Origin of the sequence: Pseudomonas sp. DR 5-09 (assembly GCF_001655595.1) — a bacterium.
Lineage (GTDB): Bacteria > Pseudomonadota > Gammaproteobacteria > Pseudomonadales > Pseudomonadaceae > Aquipseudomonas > Aquipseudomonas pharyngis.
Map to the genome: position 1 here is coordinate 6245302 of NZ_CP011566.1, position 15988 is coordinate 6261289.

At 55.7% G+C, this 15988-nt stretch carries 13 protein-coding genes; all 13 read right to left on the reverse strand.

Going from position 1 to position 15988, the window contains the following annotated elements:
- Window positions 1-20 precede the first annotated feature (20 nt).
- On the reverse strand, window positions 21-1013 hold the full coding sequence (locus PDR5_RS28230) for a hypothetical protein (RefSeq protein ID WP_237233760.1): 993 nt from the start codon (window positions 1011-1013) through the stop codon (window positions 21-23).
- Between the two features lie 51 nt (window positions 1014-1064).
- Window positions 1065-1820, reverse strand: coding sequence for a lysozyme inhibitor LprI family protein (locus tag PDR5_RS28235; protein WP_064600436.1), 756 nt, complete (start codon window positions 1818-1820; stop codon window positions 1065-1067).
- 2 nt (window positions 1821-1822) lie between these two features.
- Entirely contained in the window at window positions 1823-2671 is an 849-nt protein-coding gene (locus PDR5_RS28240) for a tetratricopeptide repeat protein (protein WP_064600440.1), read from the reverse strand.
- Window positions 2658-3203, reverse strand: coding sequence for a hypothetical protein (locus PDR5_RS28245; RefSeq protein WP_064600446.1), 546 nt, complete (start codon window positions 3201-3203; stop codon window positions 2658-2660). The genes PDR5_RS28240 and PDR5_RS28245 overlap by 14 nt, the downstream gene beginning before the upstream one ends.
- Before the next feature lie 4 nt (window positions 3204-3207).
- On the reverse strand, window positions 3208-3663 hold the full coding sequence (locus PDR5_RS28250) for a hypothetical protein (RefSeq protein WP_039765437.1): 456 nt from the start codon (window positions 3661-3663) through the stop codon (window positions 3208-3210).
- Between the two features lie 86 nt (window positions 3664-3749).
- The gene (locus PDR5_RS28255; protein WP_111539323.1) at window positions 3750-4259 is read right to left on the reverse strand and encodes a hypothetical protein; all 510 of its coding nucleotides are present in this window, start codon (window positions 4257-4259) and stop codon (window positions 3750-3752) included.
- Window positions 4256-6706, reverse strand: a complete 2451-nt coding sequence (locus PDR5_RS28260) for a hypothetical protein (RefSeq protein ID WP_064600448.1) — start codon at window positions 6704-6706, stop codon at window positions 4256-4258. Before PDR5_RS28260 ends, PDR5_RS28255 begins: the two co-directional genes overlap by 4 nt.
- 9 nt (window positions 6707-6715) lie before the next feature.
- Window positions 6716-8110 (reverse strand): TIGR01777 family oxidoreductase, encoded by a 1395-nt coding sequence (locus tag PDR5_RS28265; protein WP_082934453.1) that lies wholly within the window; start codon window positions 8108-8110, stop codon window positions 6716-6718.
- A gap of 138 nt (window positions 8111-8248) precedes the next feature.
- Window positions 8249-9613 (reverse strand): lysozyme inhibitor LprI family protein, encoded by a 1365-nt coding sequence (locus tag PDR5_RS28270; protein ID WP_064600451.1) that lies wholly within the window; start codon window positions 9611-9613, stop codon window positions 8249-8251.
- Window positions 9614-9633: 20 nt separating this feature from the next.
- Window positions 9634-10095, reverse strand: a complete 462-nt coding sequence (locus PDR5_RS28275; RefSeq protein ID WP_064600452.1) for an XAC2610-related protein — start codon at window positions 10093-10095, stop codon at window positions 9634-9636.
- A 37-nt stretch (window positions 10096-10132) separates the two neighbouring features.
- Window positions 10133-11065: a tetratricopeptide repeat protein gene (locus tag PDR5_RS28280; protein ID WP_172829512.1), complete on the reverse strand. Its 933-nt coding sequence runs from the start codon at window positions 11063-11065 to the stop codon at window positions 10133-10135.
- The gene (locus tag PDR5_RS28285) at window positions 11062-13863 is read right to left on the reverse strand and encodes a glycoside hydrolase family 19 protein (protein ID WP_064600453.1); all 2802 of its coding nucleotides are present in this window, start codon (window positions 13861-13863) and stop codon (window positions 11062-11064) included. The genes PDR5_RS28280 and PDR5_RS28285 overlap by 4 nt, the downstream gene beginning before the upstream one ends.
- A 51-nt stretch (window positions 13864-13914) precedes the next feature.
- Window positions 13915-15969 carry a type VI secretion system Vgr family protein gene (locus PDR5_RS28290; protein WP_064600455.1) on the reverse strand — a complete coding sequence of 685 codons (2055 nt, stop codon included), beginning with the start codon at window positions 15967-15969 and terminating at the stop codon, window positions 13915-13917.
- Between the last annotated feature and the right edge of the window lie 19 nt (window positions 15970-15988).

Genomic DNA, 15988 nt, shown 5'->3' on the forward strand with positions numbered 1-15988 from the left:
TTTTCAACTTGCCACCTGTTTCAAAGCGAGTAATCCATCACTTCTTCCAGCCGCCAGCATTGCCCACGAACAAACCGATACTCGAAGACATAATCGGTATCCGGTTTCTGCAGGATGGCGACGGCGTGATCACCCTGCTCTTCCTTGACGGTCAGCGTCAGGCCCTGGGCCTCTCGCTTCGCCAGATCCGGGATAATCGGGAACTTGAGCTGATCGCCGCTGAGGCTGCTTTTTTGCATCTCGGGCTCGGGATCACCGGCCACGGTCGTGACCATTTTCAGCGGCTGCTGGACGAAGGCTTTCTGCACGTCCGCGCGTTCAGAGAAGGCTGAGAGGAACGTTGAAAAGTTGGGTGAGGGGCAAGCAACACTGGCCTTGTCACCATCAGTTTTGAGTGGCTTCTGACGGTTGCCCTGATCCAATTTCGAGTCCGAAATCATCCTTCCATCCAGATCCGCCAAGTACTTCTTGATGCTCGCCGCATCCTTGTAAGCACACTCGACTTCTACGCCATCTTCCCGATTGATACCGTCAAGGCAGTTCTGTAACTCAGGATCTGGCAGGTCACCCCGAAAGAACTGCAAAGCCAAGTGATCGCCGTCCTTGAAGAGTGGAAGTTCCAGCACCGAATAGGAATCTCCTTCGAAATGTTCGTCCAGAACTTTGTGTTTTGTCAGGACAAACATGGACTTCCCCGCTCGCTCAGGGAATTTGCGCTCGAAGAAGAACACCGAGGCAATTTGTTCATCCTCAACCTTCCACACATAATTCAGCGTAGGTTTCACCGCATTCATGGGCGCGTAGAAAATCTCGGCACGTGGCACATGCACGCCCCTGACCTGACCCTTGAGGTTGTTCTTCAAAAAGAACACTGTGATCTTTTGATCACCCAACGAAGCAACCACCGGAGGATGCAGTTCACCGATGGTTTGAGGGTCACTTGCCGATGCCGGCTGAGTCGACAAGCCGACGATAAGCCCGAGCACACCAAAACAACTTAAGAGCCTGTTCAATTCCGATCACTTCCCTGCTGATCAATCTTCTAAATATTTACGCTGATGGTTTCACGATGACTCAGGTGCGCCGCATTTCAGCTCTTTGATTTGCTCGTTTTGAATCGGAATTACACAGGCGAGGCGCTTCTCTGCCTCCTCACGAAGCTCGAACAAGCTGAGCGTCAGCTGTAAACCATCCGAAGTGAATGCATGATCCTCAAACAAGGCACTGGCGTAACCATCCCAAAACGATTTGCCGTTAAAACTGCAAAACCGTTTTGAGGAGAGCACCCGCCAATTGCCCTCGGGCGCGAGGATCTGAACATTGAGGCAGGGGCTACCAAACGTAGTGACATAACGAGCCACCACATCGCCGTATCGTTGCGAAGCAGAACTGGAAACCTTGGCGACATCGACCACTTCACTCGGACCATCCGGAACGACCGCATCCAGGAAGGCTGCACGCTCTAGACTCATTCTGGCGATGCACTTATTGAGCACCAAGGTATATGCCTGCGATCCGGGTTCGACATCCGTGGCATCGAGGGGGCAAGTGGTATCGCGCAACTTGATCCAGGCCCGCTGCGATTCTTTGGCCATGGCCATGTAAGCCTTTCCTTGCTCGGGCTCAGGCTTCCATCGAGATTCGAATCGCGCCATCAGCTTTTTGTAGCTGGCATTGAGCTTTGCGTCGGCACTCTTGCGGTCGGCTTCCACACACTCGTCGTATTGCCAGCTCACAGTGATGACTTTGCAAGTGTCCTCAGCGAACGCGGCTGAAGCGGACAGCAGTCCTAAGGACAACGCGATAAAGCGCACAAACATGTTCAATTTTTCATTCCCTGAATGACGGATCGCTCAACTGCGCGTTGAGGTATTTTCTGCGCCTTACCGTCGGCGCTCATCGCGTCGCGGTACTGGCTGTAATAGCGCTGCGCTTCGTCTTTGCGATCAAGGCGCCAGAGCGAGTCGGCGATATTCAACATCAACACTGTGCGTTTTCCGACGGCCTCAACGCCGCGATAAAACTTCAGTGCAAGCTCATCGTTACCGCCCTCGGCCAAGTAAAAGCCCAGGTCGTTATAGGCCTGAACATTTTGCGCCGGGGGATGACACGCCATGTAGGACTCTGGACTTAAAAAGACCAGACCCCATTCGATGGACTCTACTCGGGACTGCGCCAGTTCGTTACTTGTGACATGTTTCAGCAAGTCCTTTGGAGACCTCGTCTCCAGGGCGGGAGTGAGCACTTCGCCGTCGTCGGTAACCCATTGATTGCCCTTCCACTGGCCGACACAAAAAGTGGCCGAACGATCAGCCAGCACGCAACCGGTCTCCATTGAGATAACCGTGCAATGCTGTTGCGACACTAGCTTCTCTTCACCGTTTTCGTCCGACAACATGCCGAAAATCACCGGGTCGAGCAGCAAGGTTTTCTTGTCAGGACTGAGCATATTGGAGTGCCCATCGGCGCCAATATCGGCGCCGAAGAGGGGAAAAGTTTTGCCGTTTGCGGTAAACCACGCAGTCGCCGAATCCACACCGGGCGTCGTCCATTCTGTAGCCCGAAATGACACCGTGTTCCCGTTGACGCCGACTATTGGCGGGTCCTCGGCAAACGCGCCCATAGCGCTGCACAGACTGCCGATCATCAATACCCACTTAAGGCTGCCCATAGTCGATCCTTTTCACTGACGGACTTTCCGACTGTAACTGCCTCTTCGTCACGCCATAAGCCTTGATCAGCTCTTCCCAGGAACCCTTCGAACCAAATGAGCGCTGATTGTTATCGAAGCTGTATTGCTCCAATCGCCCCGCCGTCGAGTAATACCCTCGCCATTCAGGGCAGGCGCCGCAACCGCCATAACCACCTATCGAAACAAGACTGCCCTTGGTGCCTTTCACACAATCCATCGCCACGACAACGTTACTCAGCATCTTCGCTTTCTTACCGTCAGACGTGAGCTGTGAAACCTTGTCGATGTTGCGGCGCAACACTTTGCCGCCAATGTTGATCGCCTGGTCGGAGCAAACCGGGATGAGGTGGGTTTCTGCGGCATCCACCGTCACGGATCGGCAGGACGACACCATCACCACTTCAACGCCGCCACATTGCATGACATCGCGCTGGGTGTAGGCATCCTTGGGAACGGCGAATGCTGGAAGCGAGAGCAGCAGCGAAAGGCTGCCCGCGAGTAGTCGGTTCATCCACTCATTCCTCATCAATCGACGGCGATTCCACGTCGGTCATGCCAAGCAGCCGGAACTCGTTGTTCACGAATTCGTAGTACCGATCCCGGTTACGGTTTTCCAGAGGATTTCCCTGGGCGTCTTCTTCGCCATCGAGCGTGACGCCGGAAATGATGATCAAGCGACTATCGGGCAGGTACGTCGTGTCGAAAGTGCTGCCGTCGTAGGCATTCGGAAGACCGCCAACGACATCACCGTTGTGGGCGTCCAGCACTTCGCCACAAATGGCGCCGCCGCCACAGCCGAACCTGTACAGGATGTAATGGCCGGCGAAGTTGACCTTGCCTTGCAGGGCCTTCGCACGGGTGCTGTCCATGACCGCGTTGCTTTGTTCTTGCTGCACCGGCTCATGGTTGGGGCCGCTGAAAACGGGGGTGACGGCGTAATCCTTAAAGTCGGGATCGGCGGCGAATGCCATGGAAGTGGCAGCTGATAGCAAGCTGCCGAGAACAATCGAAAATCCTTTCAAGTACTAACTCCATAACTGCAGTGAAAACCGTTGGCTTACTCAGACTGACCTTCATAACGCTGTGTCTGCGGGTTGAATTGCCACAGATGTGGTCGGGTCATGCCCTCTTCGCCCTTGTAGCGAATCCGCCCTCGCTTGTCCCTGATGTAGGAGTAGATCTCGATGTCCTTGAATTCACCGCCACCTTTGGGCGGACCGTCCAGAACTTTGACCCCGGCGAAATAATCGCCGCCCGAATACTTCAAGTAACCGCGGCACTGAATCAGGAAGGCGAATGTGCTGTCCATCGATGAGCCAATGCCTACGCGGGAATTGAAGATGAAGTCTTCGATACCATCGCCATTTAGGTCCCCACGGAAGACCACGTGGCCTGGCTCGATAGAGAATTCTTTTCCATCGAGACTGGAAAGTATGTCTTCCGGATCTGCGCCGCTCTCCGGCCATTGCGATAAGAAATATTTGGAGTCAGTTTCCTGATTGCAGACACCTGCCGCCAGAACGGCCATTGGCAACCAGCTCATGCATAACACCAGCAGTCGTTTCACTTCACATCCTTCGAATTCATCAATTCCAATTCACCATCCCGATACAACACTTCGCACCCGATCCACGCCAGATCCACCTGCGGCATCACCGCCGAAGGCTTGCGCAGTTCCCGCAACAACGTCGAACCATGCGACAACCGTCCACCCATCCGCGCAATCACCGCCCGCGCGGCCTGATAGTGCGCGTGGCGCCCGGGATCGAGGGTGTCTTCCAGCAAGATGTCTTCGCCAAGAATGCCCCGCACCTGCCCCGGGTAAATCATGAATCCGGTGGCTTGCTCGGCACCTTCGCGGCCGTCCTGCCAGAAGCTGCCGTCGCGCGTGCGGACGTCCGGGTGCGGCGCAAACCAGTGTTCGCGATCCGCCAGTGGCATGGCGTGATGCAGGCGGAAGAAGATGCGCATCAGGTTGTCGCGATACCACTCGCGCACTTGCAGGTAGTAACCACGCAGGCCTGGCAGGCCGGTTGAATACGCGAGGCGGATCAGCCCTGACCATTGCGGGAACACCTGTAATGGCAGCGCATTCGACGCGGGTCGAGGTGTGGCCGGATCGGTCTCCCACGGCAGTCGATGGGGGCTGTTTTCCAGGTTGTCGTAAGCGGTGGGCGGTCGGCCCAGCCAGTCCCCGCCGCTGCTGGCCAGCGCCGTGGCGATGCACAGATTGCCCTGCACCACGAACACATAGAAACGGGTGAACCAGTCGGCCAGTTGCTGACCGTCAGCACCCTGGGCGACGAGGTCGGTCAGCTCCCGGTCGAAGCGCTGCAAGCCCTGTTCAAGGCTCAGCAAATGCCCGCGAGCGATACGCTGCATGCGCAGAAACAATGGCAGCGAACGCAACATCCGCAGCGGTCGCCACGGCAGATGCGGGGTCGCGCCGCCAACTTCACCGGCATAGTTGCTGGCGCTGATGCCCCAGTCGCCCAAACGTGCGAGAAACAGGTCGTTATTGATGTAAGACGCACCGCCAAACACGGCCGTGAACGGTTCGTTGTCCTGCAACACCCGCGCATCCCAACGGGCCATGATCGCCGGAATGCTCGCGGCGGCCCGGCGCTGGGCGTATTCCACCAGCACGCTGGGTTGCGGCGGCAGGATCTCGGCGATGTTGGCGGCCGTCAGGTGCCGGCGCCAGCCGTAGTCGCTGATCGGTCGGTATTGCAGCAGCCACAGCTGTGTTCCGTCCCAGGCCCATTCGACATCGCCCGGCACATAGTGGAACACCCGCAAGACATCCTGGAGAAAGCGCCACAGCACGTCTTCGGTCAAACCGTGGGCGGCCGTGAACGTGCCGCTGCGCCAGGCATCGCCGAGCCGCGAAAGCGTCGCTCGTTCCGGGCTGATCTGACCGTCGGCAAGGGACTCAAGATGACCTTCAACCCATTCAAGCTCCACCGACAGATGACGCACAAACGCGATGCCCGACACCTGCGGCGTGATGAAGCGCTGCACCACCACTTCCTCGACACCTTCGGCAGTCAGCGCGGCAATGCGCGCCGGCACGTTGGCGCTCGGCTCGCGCAGATAGGTCGTACTCAAACCGGCATTCGCCGAGTCGGCCTGATCTTCGCCATAACTGGAGGAGCGCACCGCCCAAGTCGCCTGTGGTTGGCGGGCGAGAAAGACCGGTAGTCGCGGGTCGTTGCAATCGTTGAGGGTCAGCGCCGCCGGCACCGGTTGCCGGGCCAGTTCCGCCAGACGCAAACGCCCGCCCTTGGTGTGCGCGACAAACCCGCGCTCGCCCGACTCCAGCCACTGCGCAAACGGCGCGGGCGCGTCGATCCACGGGTAATGACCCCAACCGGGTTTGAGGCTGATAGTCAGGTCTGCGCGCGCAAGAATCGCCGACCATGCGGCCGCTTGCTCGATGCCCAGTACCTTGTCCTGATCGCCCCAGACCAGTTCAACCGGGTCGGTGATCCACTCCAGCAATGGCAGCGCGGTGTCCGCACGGATCAGATCCCAGTGCGGCACAAACGCACGGCAGCGCGCATAACCGGCGCCCATGCGCTGATACTGCGCGGGCGTCCAGGTCTGGTTGGAGAACTTGTGCGCGAACAGCGTGGGTCTGTTCGACAACAGCCAGTGAATAGTCCTGCGGATTGGCAGCGGTGACATCAGCGCCGGCAATCGTCGCTGCCACAAAAAGGCGCCCACCGGCGCCAGCAACACACTGCGAGAAAAGTGCCCGGGCCGGCGTTGCAGCGCATGCAGCACCAGCAACGCGTTGACCCCGACGGCCATGATCGCGCTGCCCTTTTGCGTCATCGCCAACAAGGCCTGGGCGTAAGCCGCCAGATCCTCGCAGGGCGGCTGCGGGTTGGCGCCGAAGCCCGGCAGCTCCAGCGGCACCACGTCGTAACGCTGAAAATGCGGCAGCGCGTCATCCCACCAATCGGCGGCGCTGCCGTTGCCGGCCAGCAAGTACATCAGGGGCTTGCTCATGGGCGATCCTCAGGCCAGATCGCGCAGCGCGGCGTCGAGAGTCGGATAGCGGAACGTGTAGCCCGCTTCGCTCAAACGCTGCGGCACCACACGCTGACCGTCGAAGAACAGCTGAGCCATTTCCCCGGCCAACGCACGCACCGGCGCTGCAGGAATGTGGAACCACACCGGACGCTTGAGGACCTTGCCGACGTTCTCGGCGAAGGCTGCCTGACTGATGGTTTCAGGCGCGACCATGTTGTAGGTGCCGCGCAAATTTTCATCGTGGAAGGATCGAGCGATCACCTGAATCACATCGTCGCGGTGCACCCAGCTCATGATCTGCTGACCATCGCCCATGCGACCGCCGAAACCCAGGCGAAACGGAATCAGCAACGGCAGCAGCGCACCGCCCGGCCCGAACACCACGCCGAGGCGCAGCACCACCTGACGCACGCCAAACTGCGTGGCGGGTTGCGCCGAAGCCTCCCAACACGCACAGAGTTCGGCCATGAAACCGTCGCCCTTGCGGGCCTGTTCATCGAGGCTTTCGCTGGCATCGCGCACGCCGTAGTAACCTATGGCCGAGGCCTGAATCCACAGCGCCGGTTTGTGCCTGGCGTTTTCCAGCCAGGTCATCAACGCTTCAGTGATGTTGACCCGACTGGCGAGCAATTGCGCCTGCCGTTCGGGGCTCCAGCGCGGACCAGCGACCGGTGCGCCAGCCAGATTGATCACCACGTCGAAGGGTTCGTCGCAGCCGAGTTCGCTCAACAAACGCAAACAGCGAACGCGACCGTTGAACAGGTTCGCCGCTTTCAACGGATCCCGCGCCAACACGCTGACCGTGTGGCCGGCGTCGAGTAATTGATTGACCACGGCTTCACCGATAAACCCGGTGCCCCCGGTGATCAGCACACGCTTGTAGGCGCCGCCGACAAAGGGGTTGGACTTGCTCACGGTCCTTTCTGGTGGGGATTTTCGACGATCATGGCGCAGCAACCAGACCAGCGGCGGCAACAGCACCAGCAGCGCAAAACCGTCGAGCCACAGATGCGACCAGACCTGTTGTTGAGCTGAAAGCCACATGTCCTGCGGCGCCCATAACAGAACACCAGCCATCAACCAGCCCCAAATTGCGGGAGCTTTAAAACGGTTGCCGAGGTGCACCAACGCAAGCATGTACAGCGAATAACTTTGCAGCGTCGCGCCGAACAGCGCGAGCCACCATACCTGCTGCTCGTGACCGGCGGCAGGGACCGCATCGGCGCCCCAGAATGCGAGTTCGAGGGTGTTCAAATAGCCGTCGAGTAATCCGGAATGACCGGCCCAGGTCAGCGTGAGACCGGCGAGCACATGCACGATCGCGGCGGCATACAGCCAAAGTACCATCGCGGAGCGAAGAGAGAAAGAGGGGGCTGGCATTCCGTGTCCTGAGCGCGTTCCTTGAGGGCGGGGAGTTTAAAGGAAAATGGGGGTTGTCAGATGCACAAGCGTTAAACGTTTACCGTGACAGGCTCACGCCCAACAAGTGCGGAAGCGCATCAAGCATGAACCCGAAATTCAAATGCAGTGGCTCGCCTTGATCGGCTCTGGACCTTGCGACTTCAATCGCGCCACGTTGTCGATGCTCAACCGATGACCTTTGTCAGCCGCCATTTGATAACAGGCTAATGCTCGGGACATATCCTTTGTTCCCAACTCGCCACCCTCAAAGGTAGAAGCCAGATAACTCATTCCCTCTATGGAGCCCATGTTGATTGCTCGAATGACCTGCTCTTCTGCCTGCTTGGGATGAAGACAAGGACCGTTATAGTCGGTGGAGTTTCCTGAACAAAGAAACGTGGCATAGCCCAACGCACCACTCGGTATTTTCGAGGCCGCTTTGAACAACGCCTCAACCTTGCTCGTTTCCAACTGAGACGCCATCTGCGAAAGGCTCAAGCTTGCCGCTGAGAGACTCGCCTGTGGGTCACCCGACTCTGCTGCACAGACATAGTTTTCCAGAGACGCTTCAATCAACTCCCCAGTCAGAGGGTATTGCTCAAGAAAACCTAACCCTCCTAAAGCTTCAGCACGCTGTTCGCAGAAATTCTCAGCGCGGCTCATTCCGGGGTTACGAGTTGCGACAAGATCCTTCTCACTCACTGACCAATCCTCAATCCCCTCAAGCACCCAACATGCCTGACGAGAGAAGTTGAAGATTTTCACATTGCTGTTGCCCGCCCGCTTATCGACCACGTTGACGTGACTGTCATCGACCTCTTCAATCTCGACTCCAGGTGTCTTGCCGGGTGTGATGGCGGCCATCAGCGGGTAGGTGAAGGAAGCTCCGCTGACGCCCGAGGTCGAAGGCTCAAAGGTACTACGGTCCTTGCCTGCTACCGGCTTCAAAACAAGCGACTTGACCGTCATCGCAGTGAGACGGCGCTGTAATTCACTGCTGGCGGAAAAGGCTGTCAGGAAAGCAGGGAACTCCTCCGAAGGACAAGCGCCGTTGGCCGGCGCTGTCGAAGTACTCTTGTCGGATGCAAGAGCAGGGACGATCTTGTCCAGATACGCCGAGCGTTCGCGACTCATTCTGGCGATGCACGAGTTGACCGCGAACACATGCGCTGGCATCCCCGTCTCGATCTCGAATGCCTCCAACGGACAATTCGCATCGCGCAACTTCAGCCATGCACGTTGCGACTCTTTAACCTTCGCCGCGTACTCCGCGCCCAATGCCGGATCTGCTCGATAGTCAGACTCAAGCCGCGCCATCAATTGCTTGTAGCTGACGTTCAGCTGCGTATCGGCAGCCTTCTTCGCCGCCTCCGAGCACGGCACCATTTCCAGGCTAGAGGTGACATTGCTGCAGCCATCCTGCGCATACACTGCTGAAACAGGCAGCAGCACGGCCAGCAGGGTAAAAACAAAACGTTTCACTATGTTCTTCCTTGAGTCATTCAGGCTTTGCGTTTGGCGAACCGGGTGACGCATTGCTTGGCTATGTTCATTTCCCAATAGGTGCTGAGCAAAGCTTTACGTTTTTTATCGACACGCAAATTAACGAAGCCATCGCCACAGTCCGGCTGTAACTCTTTGAAGGTGCCCGTTCTGGCTTGGTAAATGAATACCCGGTAGTAGTCGTAAGTGCCCATGCCGTCATCGAGCTGCCGGACCGCGAAATCCTTGGCGCCGTCAAAATTGAAATCATCGACCTGCACATGGAGTTCGTTTTCGGCTTGAAAATCGATTGTCCGCGACTCGTTATGCGTTTCGCCTTTAACCGCGATGTTCAGCGTGGAGCCTTCGAGAACCAGCGCCGCCTCGACGCCTTGGGTTGGGCTGAACGTCGACGTCTCGGCAAACGCCTGGAGGGTCCACATCAAGCCGAGCAGTGGTACCGCTAGATTTTTGAATTGCATGTACTTGCCTAACTTTCACTGAAAAACGCGGCTCGTCTCAATTGCAGTTTTCCCGAGATTTCGCCGCCTGTGGAATACGTCCACCTTTTCCGTTTTTTGTCATTTGCGCGATGTATTCCTTATAAAGCGGACATGCGTCGGACCTCATTCCTATATCCCAATAGGCATCTGCCAAATTTAGTGTTGCAACGACTCTCTCCGGGAATTTTTTATGAATCTCCCTCAAAAGCAAAGCAGCTAAAACATTGTTTTTGCTGCGATACAAATAATAAGCATAGTCATTTAAAGGTCCGACATTATCATCAGCAACAATCAAAGTCAGCTCATACACCAGCTCTTGGGGAATGTTCCGCCTTACCTTATTCCCGCTATCATCGAGCCCATAAAATAATTCTCCTTTTTCACCCTGAGGAAGCTTGCTAAGGATATATTTGAAGTCTTTCCTGATTTCTGCAAGCTGAGTCTCATCACTCAAATAGCTAAAATTCGGTGCACTTTCTGAGAATTGAGAAAACAAAGTGCAACACGCTATACGCTGAACATTAAATTGCTGAGGAAATAGCAATTCAATTGGCGCCTTCTCACCACTCAAGGTATATTTTTCATCTCTACTAGGCTCCACCCAAGTAGATTTTTTATAGAGAACCCAATCTTGCTGCGCAGAACTCCATTTAAAACTGAACTGCGTGAGATCTGTATTACGAGTATAAAAATCCAGCAGCAACGAGAATTCACTTGGTAAATAACCTACAGACAACCCACCGTCTCCAAGCTCAAAATTTCCCGAAACAGACTTATTACTCCCGCCAATATCGATAGTGATTCGCGAAATTGTGCCGTCATCCTCGAGTGGGCTAACACTATACGGATCGCAGATTCCATCTCCATTCAGGTCAGCCTCGCAGCCAGAGCTCGCACTTGCCGCTGTTGCCATGAACGTGAGAATAAAAAAAACAGCTACTTTGATCATAAGGTCCCCCCAAGTGCGACGATACGCGCTTCCGCGTACTGTTTAGCTACCGATGCTATTCGTCCTGACGCATAGTAAGTGGTATTGGTATTACCACTAACAGACGAGTCCGAGTTATATAAATCCAAGAACCTTTTATATCCGATTATTGCTTGCGCAGCATCCGGTGTCTTCCCAGCTTTTCCACCCGCGGGATCGCTCCACAGACCCCAAGCAAAGGAAAACTTAGCTTTATTATATGCCTTGCTATCGAGCAAATCATAGGCGCCAGATTTATTCAACTTCGCACAACCTTTAATATCCAAGGCTTTCAAAGCATTGTTCAAAAACAACAATCTTTCATCATAATGGTTCAAACCACCATTCACTAAAATCGTGCAATATATAAAATCATCGGCATCCGAGTGCGTGAGTATTTTTTTATAGTCAACCCAATACCATCCCGCCGACAGTACGCTATGCGGCAACTGACCGAGTTTGTTATAATTTGGCGCACCTATAAAACTCTCACCGGCAAACTGCCCATAGGCCTCATAATTGACTCTATGGGTAATTTGCATAAGACCACGACCAATGTAAGGGTGATATGTAGGCAAAGGTTTATCTGGGTCGAGACCTTCTACTGTGTAGTGCAGATGTCCGCTCTCGTGCAGCATTTGCGCAAGGATATGCGCCTTACTTATACACTTAGCTACCCCAGACCTCTCAAACATCTCACCTAAAAGATCTGTATATTTATCAATATTAGCCTGAGTCGCTGAAGGATCGATCAATTTCATTTGATCTTTAGTAATGGTATCCGAGCAGCTACAACCACCTGCATGTGCAAATGACGAAATTAGCCCAATAGGATGAATATGTTGCACACTCGCATTGCTGGTAATTCCATGCTGACCCAACAGCTTGCTCCACCAACTTAGCTTCTCAATTCGCGCCTTTTCTTCTACCCATTCTTCATGGGGTTCAGAATCGCTATGCCCAATTATTTCGTCTAGGGCATCCCACTTATCTTTTTTAAAGTCCCACTCATTTTCATAACGGGTGACCATTTGCGATATTGGCTGAGAGAACCAAGGTTTGTTCAATGCTTCTGCAATCTCAGTCGGGGCGATTTTTTTATCCCCGTCCCGATCAAGTATTTTATACAGCTTCTCGTTAACGGAACCCGCAATAGCCGCCTCCACGTTTGGCAAATAGCCTTCACGCTCCTGCTCACTGAGATTCTCTTGGGCATGTAAAAACGCTGCAAAGTGATCAGCGTTGCTGGTGGTCTCTTCGATAAAATCGAAGCCATTCCACTCAAATGGTGAATGTCGCGAAATGACTATGTCTTGCTCCGCAAACCACCCATCAATCCCGTTACCGTCCTTGTCCCCCAAAAGACCATCTAGACGCCACCAATACGTGGTTGTCGTTGACTGCCCCATTGTGACTGTTTGTTTTATTTTTTTGTCCGCAGGTAGCGTCTCCAGCAATCCTACAGGGACATAAAAATCGTACCCCACATCATTCCCAGCGTCTGATGCTTTAGGAGGATTTGTAGCGTTCATACCTTGCACGTGGGTAATAAGCTTGGTGCCTACAGGTATTTTGACTATCGATTTCTCAGCGACGGGGGCCCCTGCGGCTTTAGCTTTACTCTGCTCAGTGAACGCCTTCACATCCTCACAGCTGAAAACCTCTAGGTGCAAGAGATTCTTCGGAGCTGCATCTGAATGGTTCTGATACTTGCCAACATGCCCCAGAATCTCACCAGCTTTGATCTTGTATGTCGGAGAGAGAACAACAACATCTCCCATTGGGCTGTGCGGCTCACTCTTTGGCGTAAGTGACTGCAACCAAATAAACCCAGGAAGCTTCCCATCCGCGCCGGGCGCTAAGGCCGGAGTCGCCTGGCCACTGACGATTTCGGCGAGTTTACGAAAGTTGTTAGGTGTCGCTTCGTCACCAAGCCGTACTTGTGCGCCTGCTGGTAAGTGGCTAAGCGGGAGGCCGCTGGTATGGGCGCCGCGGATATTCGCTCCGTGCTGAGCGCCTCCAGGGACAGGATCTTGAGCTTCGTTACCCACAAAATACTTGCCACCTCCCAAGTCTTTCAATTGCCCCTTATATACCCATCCGCCCGCAGGCAAGCCTGCGATTTCAGGACTAACGCTGATAACCGCAACCCACATTTGATTCGCTGGGGCAGGTTGTGTAACCACGGTCGTCCCCCGGGGCAAAACTGCCAAGACGGGAAAGTGCCCGGCGTTACCACTTCGCATCCGGATACCCAAAGGCTTGTCTGGAGCATTGGCCTTAACTTCATAAAGCCCCTTTCCCCAAAAGCCCGGCCGGTCTTTAAGCGTAGGGTTCGCTTTGTAACCCTCCCAATCCAGCAAGTGCATATAGAGGCTGAAAAAAGTCAGGCTTGGCCCTGCCACTGGCGAGCTTGCCGGGGCCGCCCCGGCTGCAGGCGCCGGAGGTGCCGGTAACTCAAGTCGATGCTTAACCAGCACAAACCCCGTCGAATAAACCGAGTGCGTCGAGCCAAAATCCGAAGTCGGATATTTCTCGTCAATACGGTAGGCGACGACTTCTCCATCAGCGATGCACCTGACCTCCGTCAGATCCTTCACCAACCCCGAAGCTTCATCGAAATGAACACCACCATGCCAAAGACCATTGGCCCCCAATGGGTAGTAACCATCCTTCGCTTTAGCTAACGCTTTGTAGAACTGCTGCGGATCGGTCGCTTCAGCTGTTCCAACTTTCAGGGGATACGACCATTTTTGAATTTTGTTCGTTGTCTCTGTCATTACCAATTACCTAAATTCTGATCCCTGGTGGCTTGGATTGCCGTCGATGTCTTAACCGGAAAAATTGAGCATGCGTTTTGGCTTGCGTTTGGCCTGTTCTTCAGGCGCATTCAACAACGCCTGATCCATCAAACTCCCCGCCTTATCCTTATCCGCCGCCCCCGGCAGCACCGGCGGTTTAATACCGATCCCGGTGCCACTCCCAGCCGACCCGCCAGCATTAATCTTCACCACCGGCCCAACCACCGTCACACCACCGCCATCGAGCTTGATGAAACTGCCACCGCCGAGAATCGTCAGCTCAGTTCCCGCCTCAATGACAATCTTGTCCCCCGCCTTGATGTGAATCTCTTTGCCGACACTGGTCAGTTGCGCCGTCCCGAGCTTCACATGCTGGCTCTCGCCAATAGTCAGGTGGTCGTCCATCCGCGCTTCGATCTTGCGGTCGCTGATGGTGGTGCGGTGTTCTTCGGCCTTGAGCTCGGTGTAGGTGTTCTTCACCACGGTGTCATGACGTTCATTCCCGACACGGATTTTCTGATCGTGCTCGACGTTTTCATCCCAGTCGCGCTGGGCGTGGATGAAGATTTGTTCGGCGCCTTTTTTGTCTTCGATGCGCAGTTCGTTGTAGCCACCGCCGCCCGGGGAGCTGAGGGTTTTGAAGACGCTGCGGGTTTTGTTCGCCGGCAGGGCGTAGGGCACCGGGTTTTCCTTGTGGTACAGGCAGCCGGTGACCAGCGGTTGGTCGGGGTCGCCTTCGAGGAAGGTGACGAGGACTTCCATGCCGATGCGCGGGATGGAGATGGCGCCATAGCGGTCGCCGGCCCAGGAGCTGGAGACGCGCAGCCAGCAGCTGGTTTTGTCGTCGGCCAGGCCTTCGCGGTCCCAGTGGAATTGCACCTTGATGCGGCCGTACTGGTCGCAGTGGATTTCTTCGCCTTTGGGTCCGGTGACCATCGCGGTCTGGCTGCCGAGCACGCGGGGTTTCGGGTGTTCCAGGGCCGGGCGGTAGAACACGTCCCACGGGGTGGCGAGGAAGCGGTTGCGGTAGCCCTGGTGGAAGTCGTCCTTGTTGTCGGTGGTGTCGCTGGTCACCGATTCTTCGAGGACTTGTGGCTGTTTGCCTTCGTGGAAGATTTCGGTGAGCAGCCACAGGTCGTTCCACTCGCTGCGCGGGTGGTCGGACATTTCCATGAAATGGCCACTGACCAGTTTGGTCTGATCGCCGCGACCTTCGGCCTGACGGTAGTCGGCGCGATGACGTTCGAGGGCGCGCTGGCTGAGGAACTTGCCGCGCGCGCGATCGATGAAACGGCCAGGGTAGTCGTAGTCTTCCAGATCCGGTTCAGCGTCTTTGCTATCGAGAGCGCCGTCTGGTTTGTAGGCCGCTTCCATTTGCAGGCGCGGCTTTTCGAAATCGTAGTCGCGGCGGGTGGTGCGGCTGGTGCGGGTTTCCAGACGCAGCTTGAAGCCTTTGATCACCGGTTCTTCGGCGACCATGCCGCTGCCCTGCACATACGCGGTCGGTTGGCCGAGGTTCGGGAACACGGTCTGGTCATCGCCGAACACCAGCAGATGGCCTTTCTTGCTGTGCTGGAAGTGGTAGTGAATGCCTTCTTCTTCGCACAGACGCTGGACGAAGTGCAGGTCGGTTTCGTCGTACTGCACGCAGTAGTCGCGATCCGGGCACGGCTGGCTGAGCTGGAAGCTGTAGGCGTTGCCCTTGATGCCGTGCTCGTCGAGGATCAGCGCGATGATTTTCGGCGCCGACATCTGCTGGTAGATGCGCTGGTTGGTGCGGTGATGCAGGTATTGCAGCTGCGGCACCAGCGAAACCTTGTAGCGGGTCAGGCGCTTGCCGGCATCGCCCTGGGCCACGCGGTAGATCTGGCCGTGGATGCCCGAGCCCTGCGGATCGAGGGCGAGGAATGCCTGTTTGTGCAGGAGTGTTTCCAGGTCCAGATCCGGGTTTTCGCTGACCAGTTCCAGGTCGAAACGGAACGGCTGGCTGATGCCTTCGGTGCCGGTGAACGACAGGACTTGCAGGTCGCCTACGTAATCTTCAACGGTCAGGCTGAAGTGCGTTTCGTTAGCTGGGTTGAACATAAAGTGCTCCCTGTTCGAA